Origin of the sequence: Akkermansia biwaensis (genome assembly GCF_026072915.1) — a bacterium.
GTDB classification, from domain to species: Bacteria; Verrucomicrobiota; Verrucomicrobiia; order Verrucomicrobiales; family Akkermansiaceae; genus Akkermansia; species Akkermansia biwaensis.
In genome coordinates this window covers 2,513,001-2,537,386 of sequence record NZ_AP025943.1, presented here as the reverse complement: position 1 = coordinate 2,537,386, position 24,386 = coordinate 2,513,001, and the positions used below count along the sequence as shown (strand labels likewise).

31 protein-coding genes and 1 CRISPR repeat array are annotated in these 24,386 nt (G+C 58.5%); of the genes, 17 read left to right on the top strand and 14 right to left on the bottom strand.

The genetic code is table 11. The features are described from left to right. The first annotated feature begins 99 nt into the window (after positions 1 to 99). From OQH67_RS10505 to OQH67_RS10475, 7 genes are all read left to right on the top strand, one after another. On the top strand, positions 100 to 993 hold the full coding sequence (locus OQH67_RS10505) for a DUF58 domain-containing protein (RefSeq protein ID WP_215437796.1): 894 nt from the start codon (positions 100 to 102) through the stop codon (positions 991 to 993). 18 nt (positions 994 to 1,011) lie between these two features. Further along, positions 1,012 to 1,626 (top strand): hypothetical protein, encoded by a 615-nt coding sequence (locus tag OQH67_RS10500; protein ID WP_215437793.1) that lies wholly within the window; start codon positions 1,012 to 1,014, stop codon positions 1,624 to 1,626. A 7-nt stretch (positions 1,627 to 1,633) separates the two neighbouring features. After that, positions 1,634 to 2,620 carry a VWA domain-containing protein gene (locus OQH67_RS10495; RefSeq protein WP_067951829.1) on the top strand — a complete coding sequence of 329 codons (987 nt, stop codon included), beginning with the start codon at positions 1,634 to 1,636 and terminating at the stop codon, positions 2,618 to 2,620. Between the two features lie 15 nt (positions 2,621 to 2,635). Beyond that, entirely contained in the window at positions 2,636 to 5,446 is a 2,811-nt protein-coding gene (locus OQH67_RS10490; protein ID WP_265145501.1) for a vWA domain-containing protein, read from the top strand. A gap of 55 nt (positions 5,447 to 5,501) precedes the next feature. Further along, positions 5,502 to 7,916, top strand: a complete 2,415-nt coding sequence (locus OQH67_RS10485) for a tetratricopeptide repeat protein (protein WP_215436821.1) — start codon at positions 5,502 to 5,504, stop codon at positions 7,914 to 7,916. A gap of 97 nt (positions 7,917 to 8,013) precedes the next feature. Further along, positions 8,014 to 8,283 (top strand): zinc ribbon domain-containing protein, encoded by a 270-nt coding sequence (locus tag OQH67_RS10480; RefSeq protein WP_130084888.1) that lies wholly within the window; start codon positions 8,014 to 8,016, stop codon positions 8,281 to 8,283. Between the two features lie 371 nt (positions 8,284 to 8,654). After that, a CRISPR array of direct repeats spans positions 8,655 to 9,209; the repeat unit is 31 nt; unit sequence GTTTCAATCCACGCACCCGTGAGGGTGCGAC. A gap of 741 nt (positions 9,210 to 9,950) precedes the next feature. Further along, positions 9,951 to 10,181, top strand: coding sequence for a hypothetical protein (locus OQH67_RS10475; RefSeq protein ID WP_147550244.1), 231 nt, complete (start codon positions 9,951 to 9,953; stop codon positions 10,179 to 10,181). 62 nt (positions 10,182 to 10,243) lie between these two features. Here OQH67_RS10475 and OQH67_RS10470 read toward each other — a convergent pair whose 3' ends face one another. The 14 genes from OQH67_RS10470 to OQH67_RS10405 all read right to left on the bottom strand — a co-directional run bounded on the left by OQH67_RS10470 (position 10,244) and on the right by OQH67_RS10405 (position 18,184). Next, positions 10,244 to 10,546: a hypothetical protein gene (locus OQH67_RS10470; RefSeq protein WP_147550247.1), complete on the bottom strand. Its 303-nt coding sequence runs from the start codon at positions 10,544 to 10,546 to the stop codon at positions 10,244 to 10,246. Next, positions 10,539 to 11,174, bottom strand: a complete 636-nt coding sequence (locus OQH67_RS10465; protein WP_067573219.1) for a hypothetical protein — start codon at positions 11,172 to 11,174, stop codon at positions 10,539 to 10,541. The genes OQH67_RS10470 and OQH67_RS10465 overlap by 8 nt, the downstream gene beginning before the upstream one ends. Further along, complete coding sequence (locus OQH67_RS10460) at positions 11,171 to 11,299, bottom strand: hypothetical protein (RefSeq protein ID WP_257227041.1); 129 nt, start codon at positions 11,297 to 11,299, stop codon at positions 11,171 to 11,173. The genes OQH67_RS10465 and OQH67_RS10460 overlap by 4 nt, the downstream gene beginning before the upstream one ends. A 55-nt stretch (positions 11,300 to 11,354) precedes the next feature. Further along, positions 11,355 to 11,879, bottom strand: coding sequence for a host-nuclease inhibitor Gam family protein (locus OQH67_RS10455; protein WP_067573223.1), 525 nt, complete (start codon positions 11,877 to 11,879; stop codon positions 11,355 to 11,357). Positions 11,880 to 12,138: 259 nt separating this feature from the next. Beyond that, entirely contained in the window at positions 12,139 to 12,405 is a 267-nt protein-coding gene (locus OQH67_RS10450; RefSeq protein WP_067573227.1) for a hypothetical protein, read from the bottom strand. Between the two features lie 6 nt (positions 12,406 to 12,411). After that, complete coding sequence (locus OQH67_RS10445; RefSeq protein ID WP_147550253.1) at positions 12,412 to 12,645, bottom strand: hypothetical protein; 234 nt, start codon at positions 12,643 to 12,645, stop codon at positions 12,412 to 12,414. Beyond that, complete coding sequence (locus tag OQH67_RS10440; RefSeq protein ID WP_067573229.1) at positions 12,642 to 12,920, bottom strand: hypothetical protein; 279 nt, start codon at positions 12,918 to 12,920, stop codon at positions 12,642 to 12,644. Before OQH67_RS10440 ends, OQH67_RS10445 begins: the two co-directional genes overlap by 4 nt. Next, positions 12,917 to 13,201 carry a hypothetical protein gene (locus OQH67_RS10435; protein ID WP_067573231.1) on the bottom strand — a complete coding sequence of 95 codons (285 nt, stop codon included), beginning with the start codon at positions 13,199 to 13,201 and terminating at the stop codon, positions 12,917 to 12,919. The genes OQH67_RS10440 and OQH67_RS10435 overlap by 4 nt, the downstream gene beginning before the upstream one ends. Before the next feature lie 19 nt (positions 13,202 to 13,220). Beyond that, positions 13,221 to 13,571 carry a hypothetical protein gene (locus tag OQH67_RS10430; protein ID WP_067573233.1) on the bottom strand — a complete coding sequence of 117 codons (351 nt, stop codon included), beginning with the start codon at positions 13,569 to 13,571 and terminating at the stop codon, positions 13,221 to 13,223. A gap of 16 nt (positions 13,572 to 13,587) precedes the next feature. Next, on the bottom strand, positions 13,588 to 13,890 hold the full coding sequence (locus tag OQH67_RS10425) for a hypothetical protein (protein WP_067573235.1): 303 nt from the start codon (positions 13,888 to 13,890) through the stop codon (positions 13,588 to 13,590). Further along, on the bottom strand, positions 13,883 to 14,923 hold the full coding sequence (locus OQH67_RS10420; RefSeq protein ID WP_067573237.1) for an AAA family ATPase: 1,041 nt from the start codon (positions 14,921 to 14,923) through the stop codon (positions 13,883 to 13,885). Before OQH67_RS10420 ends, OQH67_RS10425 begins: the two co-directional genes overlap by 8 nt. Positions 14,924 to 14,946: 23 nt before the next feature. Next, positions 14,947 to 16,974 (bottom strand): hypothetical protein, encoded by a 2,028-nt coding sequence (locus OQH67_RS10415; protein ID WP_067573239.1) that lies wholly within the window; start codon positions 16,972 to 16,974, stop codon positions 14,947 to 14,949. 1 nt (position 16,975) lies between these two features. Further along, on the bottom strand, positions 16,976 to 17,770 hold the full coding sequence (locus OQH67_RS10410; protein WP_067573241.1) for a hypothetical protein: 795 nt from the start codon (positions 17,768 to 17,770) through the stop codon (positions 16,976 to 16,978). 249 nt (positions 17,771 to 18,019) lie between these two features. Beyond that, positions 18,020 to 18,184, bottom strand: coding sequence for a hypothetical protein (locus tag OQH67_RS10405; RefSeq protein ID WP_156469867.1), 165 nt, complete (start codon positions 18,182 to 18,184; stop codon positions 18,020 to 18,022). A gap of 174 nt (positions 18,185 to 18,358) precedes the next feature. Here OQH67_RS10405 and OQH67_RS10400 point away from each other — a divergent pair, with 174 nt between their 5' ends. From OQH67_RS10400 to OQH67_RS10355, 10 genes are all read left to right on the top strand, one after another. Next, on the top strand, positions 18,359 to 18,817 hold the full coding sequence (locus OQH67_RS10400; RefSeq protein WP_082770292.1) for a helix-turn-helix domain-containing protein: 459 nt from the start codon (positions 18,359 to 18,361) through the stop codon (positions 18,815 to 18,817). 6 nt (positions 18,818 to 18,823) lie between these two features. Next, positions 18,824 to 19,156, top strand: coding sequence for a hypothetical protein (locus OQH67_RS10395; protein ID WP_147550265.1), 333 nt, complete (start codon positions 18,824 to 18,826; stop codon positions 19,154 to 19,156). Positions 19,157 to 19,315: 159 nt separating this feature from the next. Then, entirely contained in the window at positions 19,316 to 20,002 is a 687-nt protein-coding gene (locus OQH67_RS10390; RefSeq protein WP_197457202.1) for a DNA-methyltransferase, read from the top strand. A gap of 88 nt (positions 20,003 to 20,090) precedes the next feature. Beyond that, positions 20,091 to 20,348 (top strand): excisionase family DNA-binding protein, encoded by a 258-nt coding sequence (locus OQH67_RS10385; RefSeq protein ID WP_067573249.1) that lies wholly within the window; start codon positions 20,091 to 20,093, stop codon positions 20,346 to 20,348. A 69-nt stretch (positions 20,349 to 20,417) separates the two neighbouring features. Then, the gene (locus tag OQH67_RS10380; protein WP_067573251.1) at positions 20,418 to 21,080 is read left to right on the top strand and encodes a hypothetical protein; all 663 of its coding nucleotides are present in this window, start codon (positions 20,418 to 20,420) and stop codon (positions 21,078 to 21,080) included. A gap of 38 nt (positions 21,081 to 21,118) precedes the next feature. After that, entirely contained in the window at positions 21,119 to 21,721 is a 603-nt protein-coding gene (locus OQH67_RS10375) for a M15 family metallopeptidase (RefSeq protein ID WP_067573253.1), read from the top strand. A 2-nt stretch (positions 21,722 to 21,723) separates the two neighbouring features. Then, positions 21,724 to 22,044 carry a hypothetical protein gene (locus tag OQH67_RS10370; RefSeq protein WP_067573255.1) on the top strand — a complete coding sequence of 107 codons (321 nt, stop codon included), beginning with the start codon at positions 21,724 to 21,726 and terminating at the stop codon, positions 22,042 to 22,044. Beyond that, positions 22,041 to 22,298, top strand: coding sequence for a hypothetical protein (locus OQH67_RS10365; RefSeq protein WP_067573257.1), 258 nt, complete (start codon positions 22,041 to 22,043; stop codon positions 22,296 to 22,298). The genes OQH67_RS10370 and OQH67_RS10365 overlap by 4 nt, the downstream gene beginning before the upstream one ends. Positions 22,299 to 22,380: 82 nt before the next feature. Continuing rightward, the gene (locus tag OQH67_RS10360; protein WP_067982831.1) at positions 22,381 to 22,878 is read left to right on the top strand and encodes a DUF3486 family protein; all 498 of its coding nucleotides are present in this window, start codon (positions 22,381 to 22,383) and stop codon (positions 22,876 to 22,878) included. Between the two features lie 52 nt (positions 22,879 to 22,930). Beyond that, positions 22,931 to 24,385 carry a terminase large subunit domain-containing protein gene (locus tag OQH67_RS10355; protein ID WP_067573262.1) on the top strand — a complete coding sequence of 485 codons (1,455 nt, stop codon included), beginning with the start codon at positions 22,931 to 22,933 and terminating at the stop codon, positions 24,383 to 24,385. Position 24,386 lies beyond the last annotated feature (1 nt).

Sequence of the window (24,386 nt, the reverse complement as noted above, 5' to 3'; positions counted from 1 at the left end):
CGGCCCAAGGCGGGCGCACCCCGCCCGCTTTTCCATCCGGACCGCATCAGGCGGATACCCTGCCGGACCTGACTGCCCCCAAACAGGGAGGACCACTTCATGGATAAAGCTTCAGACATTCTCAAGCGCGTACGCCGCATTGAACTGCGTGCCAAACACCTGGCCACGGAAAACTTTGCCGGACAGTACCAGTCCGGCTTCCGCGGCCAGGGACTGGACTTTGACGACTTCCGGGAATACATGCCGGGGGACGATCCCCGTTTCATCGACTGGAAGGTAACGGCCAGAATGAGGTCCCCGTATGTGCGCCGCTTCCGGGAAGAACGGGAGCAGGCCGTCATTCTGGCCGTGGATGTCAGCGGCTCCATGCACTATGCCTCCTCCGCCTCCCCCCGCGCCTCCAAACTGGACTACGCGGCGGAAATCGCGGCGGTGCTCGCCTTCAGCGCGGCTCAGAGCGGGGACAAATGCGGCCTGCTCATCTACGGCGGACGCCAGTCCCGCTACATCCCCCCCGCCAAGGGCATGAAACAGACGCTGCGCATCGTGCGTGAAATCGTGGCCAGCGAAAACGACGGGGCGGACCAAGGCATCTCCGAGGTAGCGCAGCAGCTCGTCCTCTCCCAGAAAAAAGCCGCCATGGTCATCATGATCAGCGACTTCTGGGGAGAACACAACAAGGCGGCCCTGGGCCAGCTCAACTTCAAGCACGATTTCATTCCCATCCGCATTGCGGACCCCATGGAACTTCACCTGCCGGACGCCGGGCGCGTCATCCTGAAAGACCCGGAAACGGGCAAAAACATGTTCCTGAACCTCTCCCGGCAGGACGTCCGGGACGCCCATGCCAACTCCGTGCACCTGCACCGGGAAAAATGGACGCAGGACTTCCGCCGCCTGGGCATTGACTTCCTGGACCTCCGGACCACGGACAACTTCATGCCGCCGCTTCAGGCCCTCTTTGCCCGGAGGTCCCGTAAATTCTCCCGCTAAATCTCCCTTCCTTCCGCCATGCCTGCACCAACCGCCTTCCAGCCACCACCCACGGCCATTCCGGAACCGCCCGTCTTCCCTTCCCTCATGGAAACGCAGGCCCCGGACGCCTACCTTCATGCGGGCTTCTGGGACACATGGGGAATCTGGCTTGCGCTGGCCGCCATCCTGCTGGCCGTGGCCGCCGCCGTCATCCTGCTCATCCGCAAAAAAGGACGCACGGCCCCCGCCCCCCTGACCCCGGCCCAGTCCGCCGTCAGGGACATCACCATGCTCCGGGAAACACACCCGTCCCTCAGGCAGGCCGCCGTGGACTTCTCCCTTATCCTGCGAAAATTCCTGGTGGGGGAAACCAAAGACCCGGCCCTGTACGAGACCCAGCAGGAATTCAACCGCCGGGCGGATGCCCTCACGGCACTTTCCACCGAACTGCAAGGCCCCACGCGCGACCTGCTGGACCGGATGGCCGTCCTGAAATACGAGCCGGACACCCCGGAAAACGACTCCATGGTCAACGAACTGGCGGACAGGACAGTCCAATTAATCAACGACATAGACGCGGCCTCCCGCACCACGCAGGAGGAAACGGACCTTATCGTCAAAAAACCTTCTGCACGCACCAACCAACGCTGACCCCACCATGATGGAACACTTCCAATTCGCACAACCTGAATGGCTCTACGTCCTTCCCTTCATCTTGTGCCTCCTGATCCTCCGCCGCAGGCGCGGCGCGGAAGGTTCCATCACCTACCCCACGGTGCGCTTCATCGCGCCCCTGGCCCGCACTCCCCATTCCCTGGCCGGGAAAATCGGGGCCGTCTGCTTCGTGCTGGCCGCCGCCGCCATCGCCATCGCGCTGGCGCGCCCGCAAAAAGTGGAAGACAAAAGCTTCCGCACCGTCAACGGGATTGACATCATGATCGCCTTTGACCTCTCCTACTCCATGGACACGCCGGACATGGTGCTCAACCGCATGCCCATCAACCGCCTGGTGGCCGCCAAGCACGTCATCACCCAATTCGTGGACAGCAGGCCGGACGACCGCATCGGCATCGTCGGCTTTGCCGGAAAAACCAAATCCTTCTGCCCCCTGACGCTGGATCACGCCCTGGTCAATGAAATCATCCACAACTTCCACCTCCGCATGATCCAGGCGGACGGCACGGCCATCGGCTCCGCCATTGCGGCGGCGGCCACACGCCTGGACGACCGGAAGGACACCAAATCCAAAATCATCATCCTGGTCACGGACGGCGCCTCCAACTCCGGTCAGATATCCCCGCTGGTGGCGGCGGAAAACGCGGCCAAGCTGGGCATCAAAATCTATACCATTGCCGTAGGCACGGAAAATGGCACTCTGGCCAACGGCATGGTGGTGCAAAGCGAATTCGACGAACCCACGCTCCGGAAAATAGCCCAGATCACGGGCGGCGAACACTTCCGGGCCCAGAACATGGCCTCCTTCAACAAGGCGTTCACCTCCATCGGAAAACTGGAAAAAAGCGAGGCCAAGGTGCATACCGTCCGCCATATTGAAGAATACTTCATGTACTTCCTCATTGCAGGCGGCGCGCTGACGCTCCTGGGGCTGTCCCTGCAAGTGCTCAAACCCACCCCGGCCCCGTAACACACCCTTTCTCCCATGACATTCCTCTATCCCAACGTTCTGTATGCGCTCATCCTCCCCGCCCTGCTGGCAGCGGCGGCATGGTGGCTGTGGCGCCGCCGCTCCAGAAAATGGGAAGTGCTGGTCTCCCCGGACTACAGGCATGAACTGGTCCACGCGCCGGCCTCCTGGCACCGGGTGCTCCCCGTCATCTTCTCCGTGCTGGCGGCCGTCTTCTGCATCCTGTCCATCGCACGCCCCATCGACGGCTACACGGAAGTAAAGGAAGTGCCCAAATCGCGCAACATCCTCATCGCCATAGACTGCTCCCGCTCCATGCTCAGCAAGGACGCCTCCCCGTCCCGCCTGGGCCGGGCGAAAACCGCCGCCTACGACCTGCTGGACGCCCTGCCGGGGGACAACTTCGGCATCATCATCTTCTCCGGGGAATCCGTCCTGCTCATGCCGCTGACCCACGACCACAACGCACTGAAGGAAACCATTGAACAACTCCAATTCGGATGGGTCTCCCAGGGAGGCACCAACCTGGAAAAAGTCGTGCGCCTGGCCCTGCAAACCTTCAAGCGCGACAAGGAGGCGGACTCCAAAAACGCCCTGGTCATCCTGAGCGACGGGGAAGACACGGTCAACGTCACCTATAAAACCGCGGAAGCCGCCAGGCAAAGCAAGCTCATCATCGTCACGGCCGGCATCGGCACCACCATCGGCACCACCATTCCTGATGACAACTCGCCCTCCGGGCTGTACCGCGACCGCCGCGGGCAGCACGTCGTCTCCCGGCTCAATCCGGACAGCCTGCAGTACCTGGCCAACCAGACGGACGGCCAATACGTGCAGCTCTCGGACGGAGCCGCCCTCAACCGCTTCGTCAAAGACATTGCGGAACGGCTGGACGTGACGGAAGGAAAAGAAGAAACGCGCCGCATCCCGAATGACCGCTACATCATCTTTGCCGTTCCCGCCCTCATCTGCCTGATCCTCACCCTCATTGCCGGAACCCGCTGGCGCTCCTTCCGCCGTTCTTCACGCCGCGGCATGGCGCTTTTGGCCGGAACGACCCTGCTCTGCACCGGTCTGATGGGCACGGAAGCCCGGGCGGACACCGCCATGCTGGACAACGTCACTGACCTGATCCGCACGGGCAAGACGAAAGAAGCCGTCAAGGCCATAGACGGCATGATCGCCCTGTCGGACCTGCCGGAAGAAACGCGCCAGGCCCTGGAATTCGCCAAAGGCTGCCTGGAGCAAAAGGCCGGCAATCCCAAGGAAGCGGCGGAAGCATTCTCCCAGGCGCTCCTGTCTCCCAACAGAAGTCTTCAGTCGGACTCCCACTTCAACCTCGGCAACATGGAAGCCGCCAAGGCCAAAACGGCCATGACCTTCTCCAGGCCGGAGGAAAAACAGACCCCTCCCCAGGCTGCCTCCATCGACGACCAGATCAAGAAAATCGACGCCCGGCTGGCTAAAATACCGGAAGCCAAACAACACGTCAAGGAAGCCGTCAAACGCTTCGACGACGCCCTTTCCGCCCACCGCTCCCATGAAGGAGCCGCCGCCAACAAGGAGGAAATGCTCCGCTACGACAAGGAGCTGGATGAATACCGCAAGCAACTGGAAGAACTGAAAAAGAAGCTGGAAGAAGAAAAGAAAAAACAGCAACAGCAACAGCAGCAGGATCAGCAAAACAAGGACCAACAAAACAAGGACCAACAAAACAAGGACCAACAAAACAAGGATCAGCAAAACAAGGATCAGCAAAACAAGGATCAGCAGAACAAGGATCAGCAGAACAAGGATCAGCAGAACAAGGATCAGCAGAACAAGGATCAGCAGAACAAGGATCAGCAGAACAAGGATCAGCAGAACAAGGATCAGCAGAACAAGGATCAGCAGAACAAGGATCAGCAGAACAAGGATCAGCAAAACAAGGATCAGCAAAACAAGGATCAGCAGAACAAGGATCAGCAGAACAAGGATCAGCAGAACAAGGATCAGCAGAACAAGGATCAGCAGAACAAGGATCAGCAGAACAAGGATCAGCAGAACAAGGATCAGCAGAACAAGGATCAGCAGAACAAGGATCAGCAGAACAAGGATCAGCAGAACAAGGATCAGCAGAACAAGGATCAGCAGAACAAGGATCAGCAGAACAAGGATCAGCAGAACAAGGATCAGCAGAACAAGGATCAGCAGAACAAGGATCAGCAGAACAAGGATCAGCAGAACAAGGATCAGCAGAACAAGGATCAGCAGAACAAGGATCAGCAGAACAAGGATCAGCAGAACAAGGATCAGCAGAACAAGGATCAGCAGAACAAGGATCAGCAGAACAAGGATCAGCAGAACAAGGATCAGCAGAACAAGGATCAGCAGAACAAGGATCAGCAGAACAAGGATCAGCAGAACAAGGATCAGCAGAACAAGGATCAGCAGAACAAGGATCAGCAGAACAAGGATCAGCAGAACAAGGATCAGCAGAACAAGGATCAGCAGAACAAGGATCAGCAGAACAAGGATCAGCAGAACAAGGATCAGCAGAATACTCCGGGCAGTCAGGACAAGAACAAGCAGGACGAAATGAAAAACACGCCTCTTCCCTCCTCTCCGGAAAAAGACAAGCTGCCTGAAACTCCCGCTTCTTCCACTTCTCAGCCTCAGCCCACTGGGGAAGACGGCAAACCCGTCCCCGTAGCCGTGCAAAAGGAAAGCAAGGAAGCAAAAGAACGGCGGGAAGCCCGGGCCATCCTGATGGAACGACGGGACATTGAACCCGGCTGCCCCGTGCCCCAGCGCTCTCCCGACTACCCGCCGGACAAGGACTATTAACCTCAGCTCCGATCCGTCCATACCACTACAACAACCTTTCAAACACATCCGCAACATGATGAAAAAATTGATCGCCATCCTCCCCCTTCTCTTCTGCATGACCTTTACGGCCATGGCGGAAGTCGTCACCACATGGCTTTCCGACGCCGTCGTGCCGGGCGAACAAACCCGCCTCTTCATCATCCTGACGGACGGCAGCATCGGACGCCAGGACCCGCTCCCCAGAGTAAAGGGAGCCAGCATGCACTGGATCAGCCAGGGCAACTACATCCGCTGGCCGGGCTCTCCTAACCAGTCCGCCTTCCTGATGGCCATTGAAGTTACTCCGGATGAAGCGGGCACCGTGCAAATTCCCTCCCTGACCCTGAAAACGAACAATGGCCGCACCTATACTACGCCCCCCCAGACACTGACGGTTTACCCGTACAGCGCCATCAAATGGAACACGCTGAACATGAACGGAACCACCGTCCCATACGGCATGCTGTGGCATGTGGACAACCAGAAACCCTACGTTCACCAACCGGACCGCTGCGAACTGAAAATCTACGCCCCGGAACACATTCTGGAATACACCATCCCCACCATCACTACGTCCAATCTGGCGGCATGGCGTTTTGAACCCACCCTAGCGGAACTGCTCCGGGGTCAACCCCGCGGCTCCGTGCTCTACCGGGGCGTCAACTGGAATGTGATGACCTTTCAGAGCGCCTTTTTCCCGCTGCGCGCCGGAGAAGTAACGGCATCCGGCACCGTCACGGCCCGCGCCATCCTTCCGGAGGCGGACCCGCTCATTGCCAGTTTCAGCCGTATGGAAATGCTGGTGGAAATGGCCATACCGGAAGTGAAAATCACCGCGCAGGAACTGCCGGAAGGCGCCCCCGCCTCCTTCACCAATGCCGTAGGCAACTTCCGCATCTCCGCCAGCACGGATGCAAGGGACCTCAGCGCCAACGAACCCATCACTGTTAAAATCAAGGTGGAAGGTTCGGGCAACATTCACAGCATCAACTGCCCTTCGCTGACGGATGCCTCCAACTGGAAACTCTACCCGCCCAACAAGCTGGACCCCAGCCAGAATACGCGCACCACACAGGGAACCGTGGAATTCCAGCAAATGCTGCGCCCCATCGCCCAGACGGACGCCATCCCGTCCTTCGAACTCACCTTCTTTGACCCCAGCACGCAGCAATACAAAACCGTAACCACCGCCCCCATTCCGCTGGAATGGAAAGCCTCCGCCATCACGGGAGCCTCCGCCGGAACGGGCGCGCCCGCTACACCTCCGCCGGCAGGAACCATTCCGGTGGCGGAAATGACGGACATCTACGGCATGGCGCCCGCCGTCATCATGAACACCCTCACTTCCCCGGCCCACTGGGGATGGTACTTCCTGGCGTACATCCCCGCCGTAGTCCTGCTCGGCATGGCCCTGATCCGCTACATCCGGAAAGTGCAGAAGGAAAGCTTCACGGCCAGGGAACGCATGCGCTCCTTCAAAAAGCTCGCCTCCACCCCGCGCCAGGCAAGCTCCACGGAATTCCTGCGCGCCGCCGGCAACTTCATAGAAAGCTACATCCCTCCGTCCAAACAAAATGAAGAAATGAAAACGATCCTTCAACTCCGGGACGACAGAGCCTTCCAACCTTCCGGCACCGTGGACGAACTTCCCCATGCGGAACGCCAGAACATACTGCAATCCATAAAAAGAACCATCGCCAAGCTCCCTCTGCTTCTGCTCGGCGCCATTCTGGCCGCCTCCCTCTCCGCAATGCCCGGACACGCCGCTGAAACGGATGAAACAGGCATCCGGGCCTATGAACAGGGCGAATACACAAAAGCCATTGACTACTTCAATAAACAAAGCGAAAACCCGAACCTCTCCAAATCGGCCCGCGCCTACGCCTGCTTTGGCACCGGTAACTCCTACTACCGCCTCAATAAACCCGGCTTGGCCGCACTCAACTACCGCCGAGCCCTGGAGCTCTCCCCATACTTCACGGAAGCGAAAAGCAACCTCCAATTCATCGAACGCAAGGAGGGGGCCATCCTTCCTCCGAACACCACGGAAAACCAGTGGCTCACCTACATCAGCCATGATGCGCTGGTGCCCATAGCCATCCTCTCCGGAGCCGTCATGCTCACCTTCCTGGCCCTTCTCACCGTCTCCCGCAGGCACGGCGTTCTGCTGACCATCCTGGCCACCCTCAGCGGTCTGGTTACCGTAGCCGCCGTCATGAACTACATCATGTACCCGGAAACGCCGGAATCCATCCCGCCAGACCGCCTCCTCGTAGTCACGAAAAAAACACCCGCCCGCCATGCCGCGGACATGAGCAGCCCCGCGCTCATGACCCTTCCGGAATCCACGCCGCTCATCCTGCGCGCGGAACGCGGCTCCTGGTACTACGCCAGCACCTTCCAGAACACCCCCGTCTGGATCCCCAAGACGGACGCCCAGCCGCTATAGCCCTTTCCCGGCACAATAGGAACAATCTCCTTCTCCGGAATATCACGGACATTCTTGCAGAGAACAAGTAACAAACAACCCGCCAACAAACATGGAAATGGAACAACAATTCTGCCAGAGCTGCGGCATGCCTGTAAACGACTCCACCTTCGGAAAAGAAGCGGACGGAAGTAGCAACGAGGATTACTGCCACTACTGCTATGCAGAGGGCCGTTTCACCCGGGACTGCACCATGGATGAAATGATCGAGCACAACCTGGAATACCTTGATGAATTCAACAAGGACTCGGAAAAGAAATATACCGTGGAAGAAGCCCGGTCCGGCATGAAGCAATTCTTCCCGCACCTCAAAAGATGGAAGCAATAACGGGATAACCCCTTGTCTTCACAGGGCAAACTATCTCATACAAACAGCTGCCGGAGGCAGGAAGCCTGATAAAATATCAGGAATACCTGTGGAATGACTGACGGGAAATCATGATCCATAAGGGGATAACATGGAAGACTGACCGGCCTTGAATCATCCGGGCCTGTCCCACCTGTCTTAACCGACACAAAAAAGCCGCCAGAAAAAATCTGGCGGCTTTCTAGCATCGTGAAATATTGAAGCATAACTGTTGCTTATTCATTCTCCTGTGTACATGAAGGAGCACTATGCTGGAATATGAACAATCCGTATGACCACGCACCCGTGAGGGTGAGACTATTTTCCCGCGAGACGACCTCCTATGTAACGCGGTTTCAATCCACGCACCCGTGAGGGTGCGACTACGACGTAGCGGAGGCAACAGGCGTCGGCCGGAGTTTCAATCCACGCACCCGTGAGGGTGCGACACAGTTGCCTGCACGTGAGCGGACCCGTGAGGGGTTTCAATCCACGCACCCGTGAGGGTGCGACAGATGCCAGGCAAAAACTCTCTTAAGGAGATCATAGTTTCAATCCACGCACCCGTGAGGGTGCGACTTATTGATAAGGGATTGATATGATTCTTTTGGATTTGTTTCAATCCACGCACCCGTGAGGGTGCGACACGCTGACCTGAGCAGGTATCTGGACCGCATCCCGGTTTCAATCCACGCACCCGTGAGGGTGCGACCGGCTTTACGGCCGGCGAGATATGGCTGGACGTTGTTTCAATCCACGCACCCGTGAGGGTGCGACACATCTGCGGCCCAATCGCGCACCCGCACAATCCGGTTTCAATCCACGCACCCGTGAGGGTGCGACTCCAGATAGAGACCGGACCTTTCCATCCAGCATTGTTTCAATCCACGCACCCGTGAGGGTGCGACCGCTCAGGTGAGGGACGACAGGATAGTTGATCAGTGTTGAATTAAGGTTGAAATCCGTTGGAAGCTTGAAAACAAAAGAGGTTGCAAGCGATGCCGAGCACAAGTAGGTATCTGATCAAAACGGAGGGCAAAACACGGGTCAATGACAAGTATCTGATCAAAACGAATCACCCAGGAAAGATCTATGCAGATGGTGTGCAGACGCCCTGCACAGATATGGGTCCACGCTGCAAGAAATCGAAATCGCCAAGGATTACCCGACGAAAAATTAAAAATGTCCGGATAGACTGGACTGTGAGGTTAATCAGAGCGATGTGTCGGTCATGGACGACAACATCACATCGAGACTAATCAATTATCATCAACAACGCCGGGACCTCATGGACCTGCTCAATGATGCCATAGACAAATTGCATGCCATGCGATTGAGGGATGAGGACGACGTCACTGCTAAAGCGTGCGAGGATATTGCGGAGAGGTCAGGTAAGATAAAGGACCTATTGGATGGACTATAACATCCGGCAGGGCAACTCAAAAAAAGGCCGCCAGGGATAACCTGACGGCCTGAATTGCTTATAGGGGCTGTTGTCTATAATGCTTTTGTTTCAATCCACGCCTCTGTGAGGGAGCGAAAAGGCCGGGCGTGATCACCTGGCGGCAAGTGAACCTCCGTTGCATAGGGGATGAAACCCGGTTGCAATGATGTTGCAGAAGTGGTGTAAACTGGATGAAATAGCAACCATGTCTGACACAGAAACACCCATCGTAGTGACGCCGATCCCCGTGTACGGATCAGTCACTGTTATATCTCCGCAGGACCAAGGCAAAGAACATCCCCAGACCTATCATCTGCGGGAGTCAGCCATTGCGCTGATGTGGTCCACCCGCCAGGGTCATGAAATAACAGCATGGGTGCGGGATGTGCTCAACAACGTATGGATTGTGATCAGGAATGAAGAGGAAGATGATTGAAATGAAAAAGGCCGCCAGGAACTACCTGGCGGCCTGAAATGGCGTGATGTACTAATAGGTGGTCAGGACGCGAGCTTATCCGCATAATAACCAACCATGCTGTAATGATCGCGCAACTCACGCTCGGTGACATAAGTGCCTCCGGGATGAGCAATATACTTAACCATCCAGTAATCGCCACTGCCGCAGGGATTAATCTTGCGAAGTAACTTGCCGGATGTGCATCGCTGATTGAGTCCATGACCATAGGGCACCACAACCGTCATGCCTACCGCCCACTCAGTAACCGCTGTGCGATTAAGAGGAACATGGGGGGAGCGATCCATCCCGTCCGGCCAAGTGAGCGGATAGTCAGGATTACTCATGACTGCACCTCCCCTGGTTGTACTTGCGGGCGGTCATATCCCAGTTAGCCTCCAGAGCTGAGCGGTGGCGCTCAAGAGGGACAGCCCCGACATGATCAGCCAGCTTGCCGGGCGGCATCGTGCGAGGATCCGCGTGCGGCTCGTAGGTCTCTTGACCGGTCTCTGAGGCCATCTTGCGGGCATCCGAGCGTCCACGGTTGATGATGGTGTACATCAGGTACTGGACATGCTCCACGGCAGCATGATCTCGCAGGGTATTGTACACAGTCCGACCTGTGCAGGATAGATGCAGTTGGTCGCGCACAATAGCCGCCAGATAGTCCAGCGCTGTCTCATAGCGCTGCATGGCATCACGCAGGTTGTGAATAGCCTTGTCCATCTCCGTCCAAGTCCGGTTCTTGAGGGGAGCCTCGCCCAGGTAGGAGGCCAGCCTATTATATATAGGCACGTAGTGCTCTTGGGTGGCCTTGGTCAGTGACTCGGTGACACCTGTGGCAGCCCAAATCTCGTCATGCCGCCAATCCGTCAGAGACGGTAGGGGGCAGCCCTGGGACTGGATGCGCTTGTAGGCCTTGCCGGCCATAATGGAGAGTACGGTGATCTGTCGCTTGGTAAGTGGCTTGCTCATATGACGATGGATGGATTGTTGTTGTCCTTGGGCTGATAGGGCTTGGGGTGTTGCAGGGCCTTGATCAGCTGCTGGCGCTGTGCGGGAGTCAGATGGATCAGTGTTGCAGTGCTTGCTCCGCGCACCGATCCTGTCGTGATAGTCAGGACGACATGGTTATCAATGTAGACTACCTCCATCTCAGTCATCGCGCTGGGTGCTCCTCTCTACGTAAAACGTCTCTACCTGCTCAATCTTAAGCCCCAGCTTGGCAAGCTTGTGGGGCTTGACATGCTGGCGGATTGCCTCCTTATCCGGGGTCACCTTGGTGACCAGGTACACCTTACGGCGAGTGGTCTTAAGCAGCTGCACTACCTTAGCCCATGTCCAGCCATTGGCGGGCTTGAGGCTGGGCTGGCCCAGGCGGTAGCCGTAAGTGGTCAGGGCGGTGGTGCCGGACTTGCGTCCCTTGGCAAACAACTCCTCACGGCGAGGAGCAGCCCATTGCTCAGCCATCTTGGTGAGGCGGTCAATATCCTTGGTCAGCTCACTGATCCTGGGATCATGATCCGTGAGGACTTTTTGCATGGCAGCCTCCTTGGCTGCCTGCAAGGTATCCAGCTCGACGCCCTTGCGGGCGATGTCGTCCAGGGTCTGGCAGAATTCGGCCCGATCCTTGATGACCTGTTGGTCGGTTGCCTTGGTTGTTGTGCGCGTCTTGCTCATCTCTATCGGTGTGTGGGGTTAATCCTGTAGTAAATCAAACATCTCATTGAGCCTGAACCTTATATCATCAAGATCATCTATAAGATCATCATAAGTGGTAACTAAATCCATAATGGATAACTCGTTATCAGTAACGATGTTTGATGGATCAAGACGAGCTAAATCCGTAGATCCCACCCTGTTGTAAATGGTTGCGGTCTCGGTCAGTAACTCCTTAGCGCGGATCTCGCGCCTATTAATGTAGGCCATATTATATTAATTATTTGTGGTTGTGAGTCTTATTGAGTTGCTTGCGCTTGCGGGCTACCATAGATACGACATCCTGCCAAGTGAGGTCGGGCGTCTGTAGCCATGTGTAGAATTTAGCGCCGTCCACCGGGACATAGCGCTCTCCCAGCTGCTCCAGCCGGATGGCTATCATGCCCGGCCAGTGTGGGTCGTAGATAGTCCAGTAGTTGCCGGCTCCGGCAAATCTGGACAGCTGCATGCTGATCAGCGTGCATAGGGTCTCTGGATCGTAGGTCATGGCTGGTCAATGTACATGTAGATGGGAGGGACGGCGTGTCCGAGGGACCTTGTTGGTCAGTCTGTGGATTATATCGTCTGAGGCGTGATAATCGCCGCAATTGGCGCGGTATGTCTCCGGACCGAGGGCCTTGGCCAGGGCTTGCCGGCACTCCGGGCAGACCGCATAGGTCTGCCCGTACCGCTGGGTGATCTCCAGGCGGGCGTGCCGGTGGTAATAGCAGTAGATGGGATCAGTCATGACGGCTGGCCCTCCTCCCTTGGTAAATCCGCATCCACAAGATCGGCAAACCGCCTAAATGCCTGTATCGCATGATAGGGATTAAGGGCGGCAGGCATACCGGGCACCAGCAGGGTGTTGGTCTCATGATCATGAGTAGCCCATGTGCTGACGGCAGTCCTGAGCTTACGGCTACCCTTGGGCGCACGGGCAATAGCCAACGCTCCGTCCGGTACTTGCCGCCCAAATTCAATTATGCCGCTTAGCCAGCAATAAGCATAGGTGTACTCCATCATTGCTCGCCCTCCCGGTTACGGTTGATCGCGTCAATCATCACCTTGCCGATGGCGTCGGTGTTGCGGGTGATGATCTCCTTGAGCAGCGTGGCGACACGGGAGGCCGGTGTCTCGTGATCGGCCTCCTGGAGAGTCTCACTCCAGATGGCCAGTCCGGTCTTGCCCTTGTCCGTAAGTACGTCCTCGATGTGCAATACATACTTGCTCCCCTTGGGAGCCGGCTTGATGTCGGGCGCTTGCTGCCGCCCGTCCTGCTGATGGTTAATGTTGGTGCTGTACATGATAGTGGTGGATTAGTGGTTAATGATTGATGGCGGATGGCTCGTCCTCGGACGGGCCGACGGTGATGTTATCGACGACCTTGGTCATCATGAGGGCATCCAAATGGGCGATGGCCAGATTGAGCGAGTCGTAGTCCGTCTTGCTCAGGATGGCCACATTGAGGTGGTTGATCCGGTCAACGTGGATCTGTTGCGTTACATAGAGTGATGACCGATAACTGGACCATTGCTCGTCGCTCAGCTTGGGGATGAGTGACGTCGCCAGGTAGTGGTGAGTGTCGACGATGGCATTAAGGGCGGCCAGGCGGAGGACCACATATCGGGAGCCTCCCATGACCACGATGCTGTACTTGATGGTCTTCTTGCTCATGTTGGGAGGGGGGTGGTTAAACGTTGTCCTGGGCGAGCATGGCCTCGCGCAGCAGGACAACGTCCTGCAGGAGCTGAGGCAGCAGCTCGGCGGCATCGGTGAGGGCCTGATGGATATCGCCCAGGTCGACCGGATCGGTCGTGCCAATGGCTCCCCATGTTGACAGCGCCGTACTGACATGGGCGGCCAGTTGCGGTATGCCGCCGCCAAATCTTATGGCGGCGAGGGTCTCTTGTGGGATTGTGATGGCGCCCACGATTGTCTTGTTGTTGGTGTCTTGTTGCATGATGATAATAATTAATATTAAGGTGTTACACATGGGCCGGCATCTTGCCGGCCTGCATCTCGTCCAGCTTGCGCACGGCTGCCAGGTAGTAATCCCAGGTAAGGTCCACCCCGGCATTGTTGGCGGCCTCCAGTCCCTTGCGCAAGCGCTTGGTGGTCTTGCCAAATCCATATATATTGGCCTGCTGCTTGAGAGCGGCCAGCATGGCACGACTGGGAGTCGGATAGCCGTAATAAGTCCAGAGGGTCTCCAGGTCACGGGTCTCGATGTGATCCGGGAGGCGGTAGATATTGGAGGCTCCTCGCTTGGAGGTCTGCTCCAGGATGCCTTGCCACTTGTCGTTATGCTCTACGTACTCGGCCAGGACGGGCGTGCCCACCAGGAGCATGCCGCACTGGGTCTCGTCGTACAGCTCGCGCAGCTGCTCAATGCCCTTGCGGCCGGTCTTGTCGCTGTCCAGCGCGTGGTGTATCTCGTCGACGATGAGCAGGTGCTCCGGAGTCAATCGGTTGACGATCTTGGAAATTTGAAATTCCGTATTGCCTTTGACCGACAAGCCTAATTGAGCGGCAATGCGGTAGAGCAGCCGTCCCGGACTGGTGACTACCGGGCAGCGCACCAGGATGACCGTGCCGGGGTGACGTCGGCGGTACTCCTTGAGCGCCCAGGTCTTGCCCCACTGCGTCTTGCCCACCAGCATGGAGGCGTATTGGTTGACGTGGGTCAGCTCGGCAATCTGCATCACGTACCTGGAGAGAGCCGTCTCGATAAACGGACCATCCGAGGTTGATTGCTGTCGCAAGAGCAGCACGCCGCACAGGTCATCAAGCCTGGCCAGATGTGGACCGGCCGGAGATTGGTAGTTACCAATCAGCAGGCGGTGCATCACCGTCGTACTCACGGGGAGCTTGTCGGACAGCGTGCGCAGAGTCCACTGATGCTCGACGGCGTAGTTGATCAGGTCCGTAAGCATCTTCTTGTGGCCCTGCTTGTAGGGCGTTTCTGGGATGCGGTCCAGATACCTGCTCAGGTCAGCGTCATTATTGATTTTGGTAATGTCGTCCATCTATTATATTGGGGTTGTTGTGTTTACAAAAATCTTACATCGGGCAGGTCGTGGGGCAGCTCGTCGTCATTGCTGCCGTTGGCGGGGATGAGGCTGATGTCCGGCATGGACTCGGCCGCCGCCGTGGCAGCCCTGGCCACGGCCCGCTTATCGGCAGGCGTGGGGGTGAGGCTGTAGGCCTGGGCGTACTCGGATATCGTCACCGGCTCTCCCTCTATTACCCTGCGGTTGTGCTCACGGGCGCGGACAATATCCGCCTCCGTGGAGGCTCCTATAATGCGGGCATACTCCAGCTGCTGCTCCCGGCGTCCGGCCGCCTTGCCCATGGCCTGCTCCACGGCGTGCGTGTCGGCCGTGCAGACCCTCCGCACGAGGGCTGCAGTGCCGATGATGCGGCCGTCCTGACCGCACACAAAGAGCTGATTGGCATCGTAGGGATTGACGTAGCCCTGGTACTTGCCGGGGGCCAGCTCCCGGCGCGCTCCGTCGGGAGTAACCACGCGGGCCTCGTAGATCAGCTCCTCGTCCCGGATATCCTTGTTGCGCATGCGGATGTAAGCGCTGGCCACCTTGATGGGCCGGGCCATCTCCATGCCCAGGATCTGGCAGATGCACCAAGCGGGCAGTTTGATGAGATTATTACCCTTGGCCTCCTCGTAGTCCCAGGCCTCGGCGGGACTCATGCGGCGGCGGCGCACCAGGTCGGCCCCGGTCTCGCAGGCATTGCGGACGATCGTCTGGGCGATGGCGGGATCAACCTCCCCGGACGGAGTCCAGGGGGAGGAAGCGGAAAGCCTCATCTCCTCGACGGTGTACCCGCAGCGCTCCCAGCCCTCCAGCTTGTGAGTGGTCCTGGCATTGATATCGCGGACGATCTTGGTCAGCTCGTGGCTCAGCTCGTCCATGGTCAGCATGTAGTGCTTGATCTGGCCGGCACGCTCCGCAGGTAGCTTGTCTGCCGCCTTGATGAGCTGATCCTCCGCCCGCGCCAGACCGTGGAGGGTTTCCGGGGGCGTGCGATCATGTCCGGTTGCACCCGGCAGGTGGCTGACTCGGTTGTGCTGCAGGTTGTGATAGGACTCCAGGGGGGCCTTGTGGCGCGGGTTGCCCACGCCCCGGCCGCCGTGGCCCTGCTTGAGGGTCTGGCGCACACCTCCGATGCCGGAGCGGTCCACCTTGATCAGACCGCCGCTGGCGTGGTAGAGCAGCTCCTCCAGCTCCTTGCTGATGGCCGCCGTCCCGTTTTCCACCACGAGGGTGGTGCCTCGTGGGGAGTACCCGACAGTGGCACCCCACAGGGCCAGGATGCAGCGCATGTCGCGCTGGTTGAGGTGGATCATCTTGCCCGTCTCCTCGTCGCGGCGGCGGATTTTTTGGCCCCACGCCACGCGCTTGCCCGTAAGGTACTCCAGCACGCCAAGCTGCAGGGGTTGCCCCTTGTCGCGACCGGCCAACACCAACAGGTCGAGCCACACGTCGTCAAACATGAAATGACTGCCCAGCCAGAGTCCCTCGCGGGTGGCCAGCACCTGGGCCAGCTGGGGTGCGGCGGCACGGATGCCCTGCTTGAGGGCCACCGTCTCCAGGGACTGGGGGGCGAGCCGCTGCAGGTTGCGCAGGCTCCAGCCCTCCGGGATGCGCGGCCAGCCCGGCCAGTCCTCATAACCGGGGATGGTCTTGCGCCGCTGGCTCCAATCCTGGAGGAGCTGGAGGTGGGCGGTAGGCACTCCCCCCTTGCGCTGGCACTGGATACAGCGCTCGTGCCAGTCGGCCAAAAATCTGGGCAGCGTGGTCCTGCTGCGGGCCTGCTGCTTGCGGTAGCGGCGGTCCACCAGAGATAGCGGGTCCTCGCCGGCGGCGCGCCACGCCTCGTACCAGCGGCGCATGGACACGGCGGAGATGCCACACAAGGCCGCCGCCTCGTCAATGGCCCTCATCTTGAGGCCGCGACAGGCGCTGGCCTCCTTGATGCGCTTGCAGGCCGCATAGAGGGCGAGCGCCTTATCCCGCTCCAGCAGCGGCAGATTGTCCATGATGTGGTTGCCCATCATATTAGAGTGTAATTGTGTCGTTAACTATGCCGTCCATCGTGCCCTTGACACGCTGATCGTCGATGTCGGACACCTTGCGGGAGTAAGTGGCCAGGGCCTCGGCAAACAGCTCGCGCTCCTGGACACGCAGTAGGTTGACGTAGCCGCGGTCGACGTAAGTGCCCAGCTGCTTAAGCAGCATGGCCGCGTCCTGCTCGGCCTGGTGGCGTCGGCGCTCCATCTCCTCGTCGCCTGGGTTGATGGCGGCCAGGTCATTGGCCAGCTTGTCCATGGGGGCGAGGGCGGTGGGGCCTTGTGGATTGCCGGAGCCGGTAAAGCCGATGTGGCGCACGTCGTGGGTGGTCTGCTTGCGAGAGGCGATTACACCGAGGTTAAGCATCATTTGGCGGGGCGTCTCGGCCCCGTCGGTCGCCTTGGCCACCAGCTCCGGAGGTGCGGCAGGAGATGTCCGGTCATCCAGGGTGGTGTCCAGCTGGGTAGCCTCAGTGGCTGACAGGCGGGCCTTGGCCGCCTTGTAACAGCGCATGTAGCGGTTGGCTGTACGCTGATCAAAATTCAAATTCGACACATGTGTCGAATTTGGGGATGCCCTAAATAATTGTCCCCACTCACCACGATCCGTTGCTGCCTTGAGCTCCACCAGCAGTTTGCCCAGCTTGAGGCCTGCCATCACGGCATTGCGTCCGGCACATGCCGCCATCTCGGCCTGGGCCTGGGCGTAGCGGTGCAGGCGGTTGGCCTCGCTGACGTCCAACGCCACACGTGTCTCGGCGGGTATGGATAAGTAATTGCTCATAGTTGATCGTTGTTAAGATATTGTGCTAGTGCGGCTCGGAGCTTAATGATAGCGGTGTCCTGGATGGACCAGATCATCCTGTCGGATGGCCCCATGTAATGAGCCAACTCAGGGTGGGTCAAAGGTCCGTCGTGATGTACCTGGTAATGGCGGCGTACCTCCGGCACACTCCACATGGCTCCCCAGATAGCCCACTCCTCCTCGGTCATGGGCGCGTCCATGTCTACCGGCTTATCATCCATCGTGGTGTCACCTCTCTAGCACGGGCAGGATGGCAGTGCGCGGGTCCTTAACGCCGTCGCGCACCTGGCGCTCCTCCGCATCCAGATACCACCCCCCTGCCTTGACCATTCCCAGGATTGCCAGGAACATGACTGCTATGGCGGCAACGATATTGGCGAAGGTTCTCAGCATCGTTACTTGCTCCTCCTCATCCTTGTTAATCTGCGATAAGGCAGTGCCTCAACTTTGGCTGTTAGGCGTTTAGAAGCACGACGCCCCGTCAGCACCATATAAAGATGTTGTCGAGACACACCTAGAAATAAGGCAGCATCACTGATAGTCCATCCCTTTGCCAGTAGACGCTGTATGGCGGTCGGCTCTTGTGTTGTTGAAATCATTATGTTAGATGTTTGTTTTGTAACGCGTGACTGCGTTACTCGTTACAAGAACGAATTAACATCTGTGTTAACTTATATGCAAGAAAAAAGTTTACAGCTAGGGCAATTTTCCAAGCGCCTAAAATATGCAATTAAGCAGAAAAGAATAACACAGAGAGAGTTAGCGCAACGTGTGAATATTTCGCCTGTAACAATATCTCGCTACATGTCATTAGATGTGCAAACACCAGGAGCGTGGGAACTATACAGGATTGCTAATGCTCTGGATGTGTCGATGGAGTGGTTATTAACTGGTGATAATCCTCCTAATGCTACTAAGTGGCAACAACGAGCAACTATTGCCGAAGCAAAATTAGAATCATTCAAACTAGGCCTACGCAATTTAACTGAGACAGTTTCTTCATTAACTCAAATAATTACAGATTAAATGGTTATGAATAATATTTTCCGATTTGTTGTAATTGTTGTAGGGATTATGCTTGTTATCACGACTGGAATAATTGCGTATTATTTGCATACCCTCTCGGCTGATATCCAGTACATCCACGAGCTAAATAAGCAGGAAATCTACAAAACATATAAGCAAGAGTATGAATATCAATGCAAGAGGTTCTACTTGTTTTCTGACGGCAAAATAGATTATCTTGATAAGTTTATGCAAGATGGCTGGCAGGTTTGCTCGTTTGTGGGGGTTGTACATGATGCTGACAGGACCAGAGGAGGAGAGGGGCATGTCTATGTTGTCTTACGTCGACCTCAATCCTGATTAACGTATGACACAGCGCAACATCCTGATCATAAATTTTATACATCCAACAATCATAACAAATTTATAATAAATTTGTTGCGTCGTTAGAGGCGTAGCTTGCGCGAGCTATACTCTGGCTCGATGACCAACACACATACCATGTTACATGGGGACTGCATGTCCCTGATGTCTACCATGCCGGACGGCTCCTACGATGCCGTGATTACTGATCCTCCCTACGCTACCGGAGGGACGTCCAGCGCCGCCAGGGCGCAGGATCCACGCGTCAAGTATCAGTCCTCCACAGCCCTCAAGTATTACCCGACGTTTGCCAATGACTGCCGTGACCAGCGCACCCACCTGATGTGGTCCGTGCGCTGGATGGAGCAGGCCCTGCGTCTGACTCGTCCCGGCGGCTGGCTGATGGTATTTAGCGATTGGCGTCAACTGCCTATCACATCGGACGCCTTGCAGATTGCCGGCTGGACCTGGAGAGGGATCATCCCCTGGGACAAGACGGAGTGCTGCCGCCCTCAGCTGGGGACGTATCGCAACCAGGCCGAGTACGTGCTGACCGCCACACGGGGAGGGATTGACAAGTCCGTGAGGCTATGCCCTCCGGGCGTGGTGCGCGAGCCGATCCGCGCCAGGGACAAGCTGCACCTGACCGGCAAGCCGGTCCCGGTAATGGAGCACCTCATGACCATCCTGCCGGCGGGATCCCGCATCCTGGACCCGTTTGCCGGCAGCGGCACCACGCTGGTGGCCGCCCGCAACAAGGGCCACACGGCCGTGGGCATTGAGCTGTCGTCCGACTACCACCGCATCGCCACCGACCGTCTCGGTCTGGTACTGCCTGCCTGACTTCCCGCACGCCCCCTGCAGATACCCTGCAGGGGGATTTTTTTGCCGCCGATTAGAGACGGCGGCAAAATGTGGTAAGGTCATAGGCATGGACGACAAGACAATCGCACAATGGTCCGCCGGTCCCCGCTGCACGGTAGCGGAGGCGGCGGAGTTGCTGGGCACCTCCACTCAGACAGTAAGGCGCATGGTGCGGCTGGGACAGCTCATCGCATGGCGGCCCAACCCGGTGGGCCGCAAGATGCTGCTCTACCGTCTCCAGGTGGAGGCCATGAGCGAGACAACCCAGCACAGCGCGGTCAACCAGGCGCGCCTGCTGCAGACGACCTTTAATTTTTATAACTAATTTGCGCCAAATAAATTGTAAGCAACAAGCGCAATAGAGAAAGTGCATCACGTGGGCTAAAGTGTCCCCATGAGCAACGATCCATCTCTTGTTGATAATACTGCTGGTGCGCATGACGATGTCCCGGCCCCGGGTGGGGCCGGGAACACCGCCGCCTCCAAGACTCCCTGGTACCTGTCCTACATCCTGTGGACCAACATAGCCGCTCTGCTGTCCATGCTGCTGCCCTCGGTGCGCGACTGGCTGGCGAGCAACCCCGTCGAATTTACGACCGCTCTTGGCGCGGTCAACGTCCTGCTGCAGTTTATAAGCGGCGGCAAATACCAGCTTACCGGAGAGGACGGCCAGAGTGGCCAGTCCGGCAATCCGGCCGGCGTCCTCCCTCGCCCTGTTGCCACGGGGGCGGACGCCACATCCCCCGTGGAGGACCGGAGTCAGGATCCCAATCAGGATCCGTCGTCCATGTCCCCTAGCTCCGGCTCCTCCTCCCCCTTGTCCGGATCCGGCCGCCTGATGCTCGTCCTGGGCGCGCTGATGGTCCTGCTTGGCGGCTCCTGCAGCAGCACGGATGCGGACCCGATAGCCACCAGCGTAGCTCTTACCGACGGCCAGGTAGTAGTCATCCGTGGCGGCTCCTCCCTGGTCGTGGACCGCACGGAGCACAAGCTGCTCTGGTCCCAGGCCGCCCCGGAGGTAGTTGTAGCCCCTGTAGTCCAAGCCACCTCCAAGTAAGCGGACTATTAACTATTACCTATTAACTCTTAACTATCATGATCTACGCGGAGTTACAACAAGACACGCTCGCCTGGCAGCGCGCCCTCAAATTTGCCGGGATGTACCGGGGCAAGCTGGACGGCCTCACCGGCCCGCTGACCCGCGAGGCGGCCGCCCAATGGCGCGAGAGCCACAAGCAGCTCCAAACCCGCTACGGACGGCTGGACAAGCGCACGGAGGATAACCTGCTCACCCTCCAACCCCTGGCCGCGCTCAAGGTGCGCCAGATGATGACGGCACTGCGAGCCCTCGGAGACTGGCGTCTCATCTGCGGCCTGCGCACCTACGACGAGCAGGACAAGCTCTACGCCAAGCGTCCCAGGGTCACCAACGCCAGGGGAGGCCAGAGCATGCACAATTTTGGGGTTGCGGCCGACGTCTGCCTGTTTAGGGACGGGGTCGACATCTGGGCACCCAGCGAGGGGCCTAACTCCATCTACAAGCCCGTGGCGGTCCTGGCTCGCCAGCTGGGCCTGGTATGGGGCGGAGCCTGGCGCACCCCCTACGATCCAGGACACGTCCAGCTGGGCGAGCTGTCCACGGCCACCCTCCATCACGCTTACACCACCGGGTCCGCCACGCTGGCCCAACTGCTCTGATCATGATCACCCAACTCATAGCAGACGCCGCCGCAGGCGTATCTCCGGAGGTTGTCGGAGGCATCATCGTGGCCGTCTTGGGAGCCTCCGGCGGCTGGTATGCTAAGGGCAGATTGTCCTCACAGTCAGACAGTGACACCAAGCGCGTCTACCTGGAGGACAAATTTGCCACCCGCGAGGAGGTCGCGGAGCTCAAGGCCCTCCACGCCAAGACCACGGACGACCTGCACAAGCGCCTCAACGGCATCACCGTCAAGCTCAACGAGATGGCCGGCACCCTTACGCTGATGATCGATATCCTCAAGACCCGCAAATCCTTATGACCACACGCGCCAATATCAAGATCACCGTCCTGCAGGTGCTCGACCGTCTGCCCGCCGGCTACCCCCAGAGGGTGTCCGCCCTCCGGGCCGAGGTGTCCCTGGCCCTGTCTCCGAGCCCCGGCACGGCAGATATCGACCTGGCCATCCAGGAGCTGGAGGCCCTGCGGATGATCACCTCCACCACCTGCATCCTCACCGGGGAGCGCAAGTACGCCATCACCGACGCCGGCCGCGTCCAGTTATCACAGATATGACCATCCACGATACCATCGTCACCGTTGCCTCCCTGGCCTTGATGGCCTGGATCGTCTACATCGTCTACCGCCACTAAACTCCATGCTCCGCAAGCCCAGACCAGACAGCGTGATCGGCTCCCAGCTGCCGCCCGTCATCAAGGACGACGTGGACGCCATGTTGTTTGGCGGCTCCTCCTACAAGGACGTCCAGGAGCGCCTGGCCGAGGACGGCATCACGCTGAGCCAGGAGGCCATCCGCCGCTACTACCACTCCCAAATCCTGCCGGCGCGCCTGGCCCGGCAGAACAAGACGGCCGAGGAGCTCAACAAGATATCCGTCGACGGCGTGGACGAGGCAACGATGCGAGCCATCCGCTCCGCCGCCCTGGACCTGGCCGCCTCCCCGTCCTGCGACCCCAAGGCATTGAGCATCCTTGTGGGGCTCATCCTCAAGGCCGAGCAACTGGCCCAGGACAAGCGCCGCCTCAAGATACTGGAGGCCAAGGCCGCCCAGGCCGACGCCGCCAAGCAGGTCACCCAGTCCACCCTCACCCCGGAAGAGCGCGACCGCAAGCTGCGCAGCATCTTTGGATGCTGAGGCATCCGGTTAATAGGTAACAGTTAATAGTTAATAACAACTCAACTCTCCAATGTCCTCCTCTCTGATCACAACGCCGCTGGAGCTGCTGCTGCCCTACCAGGCGCAGTGGGTGGCGGACGAGAGCCGCTTTAAGGCCGGCATCTGGAGCCGTCAGAGCGGCAAGGATTTTTCCACCGCGGCGGAGGCGGTGAGGGATGCGATGGTCCGGGCCAAGACCACCTGGATGATTGCGGCTCCCTCCGAGCGCCAGGCCATGGAGTCGCTCTCCAAGTGCAAGGAGTGGGCTGAGGCTTTTTCCATTGCCCTGGCCGCCGAGGAGATTGAGCGCCAGGACGGCCCCAACACGCTGCTCAAGTCCGGCTCCATCACGTTTGCCAATGGTTCCCGGATCCTGGCCGTGCCGGGCCGTCCGGATACCGTGCGAGGATTTAGCGCTAACTTAGTATTAACGGAGTTTGCATTTTTCGAGGACCCCGATGCGACATGGCGTGCTGTCCTGCCCTCCATCACCAACCCCCTGCGCGGGGGTGAAAAAAAGGTCCGCCTCATTACTACCCCCAACGGCAAGACCGGGCGTGGCGCCAGGACGTACAAGATCATCAACGACAACCTGATCCATCCCAGGGAGGGCCGCAAGCAGCACTGGTCCTGCCATGTGGTAACGATTGCCAAGGCGGTGGAGGATGGGCTGCCCATCGACATTGATGAACTGCGGGAATCCCTAGACGACCCCATTGGCTGGGCGCAGGAGTACATGTGCGAATTTCTCGACTCGTCCAACGTGCTGCTGCCCTACGACCTGATCGCCACGGCGGAGTCGGCCAGTGCCACAGTGTCCTGCGACCCGGCCATCTACCTGGGCAACAAGCTGGACCTGCGCCTGGGCATCGACTTTGGCCGCACCAACGACCCGACGGTCTGCTGGACGCTGGAGCGGGTGGGAGACGTGCTGGTCACCCGCGAGGTGCTGGTGCTGCGCAACATGTCCGTGCCCGACCAGATGGAGGTGTTGAGGCACCGCATCAAGGCCGCTCGCCGGGTGTGCTACGACTATACGGGCGTGGGGATTGGCATGGGCGACGTGCTGGTCAAGGAGTTTGGGCGCTGGCATCCGGAGGGCCACGAGTTTGGCAAAATCGAATTGTGCACGTTTACGACGGCCTTTAAGAGATTGATTTTCCCACGCTTACGACAGGCCTTTGAGTCTCCCTGCCGTGTCCGCATCCCGATCGACGTGGAGGTGCGCGAGGACCTGCACGCCATGCAGCAGATCTTTAGAGGCACGGATTACACCTACGAGGCCCCTCACACCAGAGAGGGCCACTCCGACCGCTGCACGGCCCTGGCTCTGGCCCTGCGCGCCGCCGACGGCCACGTGCAACACCACCTCCCGGCTCCAGGCAGCAGCCGCATCATCAAGGGTGCCGGCCTGTTTGGCGGCCGCTCCCACGGCTCTCTCTTTGGCGGCCGTCCCTCCCTCAACCGCTTAATGGCAGCAGCATAGT

Bases quoted from the DNA above. Each gene is read 5' to 3' on its own strand.
- OQH67_RS10390 (WP_197457202.1), top strand. From the start codon at position 19,316: ATGTCCCTGATGTCTACCATGCCGGACGGCTCCTACGATGCCGTGATT.
- OQH67_RS10400 (WP_082770292.1), top strand. From the start codon at position 18,359: ATGGCGGTCGGCTCTTGTGTTGTTGAAATCATTATGTTAGATGTTTGT.
- OQH67_RS10430 (WP_067573233.1), bottom strand. From the start codon at position 13,571: ATGAGCAAGAAGACCATCAAGTACAGCATCGTGGTCATGGGAGGCTCC.
- OQH67_RS10490 (WP_265145501.1), top strand. From the start codon at position 2,636: ATGACATTCCTCTATCCCAACGTTCTGTATGCGCTCATCCTCCCCGCC.
- OQH67_RS10450 (WP_067573227.1), bottom strand. From the start codon at position 12,405: ATGACCTACGATCCAGAGACCCTATGCACGCTGATCAGCATGCAGCTG.
- OQH67_RS10370 (WP_067573255.1), top strand. From the start codon at position 21,724: ATGATCACCCAACTCATAGCAGACGCCGCCGCAGGCGTATCTCCGGAG.
- OQH67_RS10420 (WP_067573237.1), bottom strand. From the start codon at position 14,923: ATGGACGACATTACCAAAATCAATAATGACGCTGACCTGAGCAGGTAT.
- OQH67_RS10380 (WP_067573251.1), top strand. From the start codon at position 20,418: ATGAGCAACGATCCATCTCTTGTTGATAATACTGCTGGTGCGCATGAC.
- OQH67_RS10500 (WP_215437793.1), top strand. From the start codon at position 1,012: ATGCCTGCACCAACCGCCTTCCAGCCACCACCCACGGCCATTCCGGAA.
- OQH67_RS10470 (WP_147550247.1), bottom strand. From the start codon at position 10,546: ATGAGTAATCCTGACTATCCGCTCACTTGGCCGGACGGGATGGATCGC.
- OQH67_RS10385 (WP_067573249.1), top strand. From the start codon at position 20,091: ATGGACGACAAGACAATCGCACAATGGTCCGCCGGTCCCCGCTGCACG.
- OQH67_RS10415 (WP_067573239.1), bottom strand. From the start codon at position 16,974: ATGATGGGCAACCACATCATGGACAATCTGCCGCTGCTGGAGCGGGAT.
- OQH67_RS10485 (WP_215436821.1), top strand. From the start codon at position 5,502: ATGATGAAAAAATTGATCGCCATCCTCCCCCTTCTCTTCTGCATGACC.
- OQH67_RS10355 (WP_067573262.1), top strand. From the start codon at position 22,931: ATGTCCTCCTCTCTGATCACAACGCCGCTGGAGCTGCTGCTGCCCTAC.
- OQH67_RS10505 (WP_215437796.1), top strand. From the start codon at position 100: ATGGATAAAGCTTCAGACATTCTCAAGCGCGTACGCCGCATTGAACTG.
- OQH67_RS10395 (WP_147550265.1), top strand. From the start codon at position 18,824: ATGAATAATATTTTCCGATTTGTTGTAATTGTTGTAGGGATTATGCTT.
- OQH67_RS10455 (WP_067573223.1), bottom strand. From the start codon at position 11,879: ATGAGCAAGACGCGCACAACAACCAAGGCAACCGACCAACAGGTCATC.
- OQH67_RS10440 (WP_067573229.1), bottom strand. From the start codon at position 12,920: ATGATGGAGTACACCTATGCTTATTGCTGGCTAAGCGGCATAATTGAA.
- OQH67_RS10410 (WP_067573241.1), bottom strand. From the start codon at position 17,770: ATGAGCAATTACTTATCCATACCCGCCGAGACACGTGTGGCGTTGGAC.
- OQH67_RS10425 (WP_067573235.1), bottom strand. From the start codon at position 13,890: ATGTGTAACACCTTAATATTAATTATTATCATCATGCAACAAGACACC.
- OQH67_RS10405 (WP_156469867.1), bottom strand. From the start codon at position 18,184: ATGCTGAGAACCTTCGCCAATATCGTTGCCGCCATAGCAGTCATGTTC.
- OQH67_RS10445 (WP_147550253.1), bottom strand. From the start codon at position 12,645: ATGACTGATCCCATCTACTGCTATTACCACCGGCACGCCCGCCTGGAG.
- OQH67_RS10375 (WP_067573253.1), top strand. From the start codon at position 21,119: ATGATCTACGCGGAGTTACAACAAGACACGCTCGCCTGGCAGCGCGCC.
- OQH67_RS10365 (WP_067573257.1), top strand. From the start codon at position 22,041: ATGACCACACGCGCCAATATCAAGATCACCGTCCTGCAGGTGCTCGAC.
- OQH67_RS10465 (WP_067573219.1), bottom strand. From the start codon at position 11,174: ATGAGCAAGCCACTTACCAAGCGACAGATCACCGTACTCTCCATTATG.
- OQH67_RS10495 (WP_067951829.1), top strand. From the start codon at position 1,634: ATGATGGAACACTTCCAATTCGCACAACCTGAATGGCTCTACGTCCTT.
- OQH67_RS10475 (WP_147550244.1), top strand. From the start codon at position 9,951: ATGTCTGACACAGAAACACCCATCGTAGTGACGCCGATCCCCGTGTAC.
- OQH67_RS10360 (WP_067982831.1), top strand. From the start codon at position 22,381: ATGCTCCGCAAGCCCAGACCAGACAGCGTGATCGGCTCCCAGCTGCCG.
- OQH67_RS10435 (WP_067573231.1), bottom strand. From the start codon at position 13,201: ATGTACAGCACCAACATTAACCATCAGCAGGACGGGCGGCAGCAAGCG.
- OQH67_RS10480 (WP_130084888.1), top strand. From the start codon at position 8,014: ATGGAACAACAATTCTGCCAGAGCTGCGGCATGCCTGTAAACGACTCC.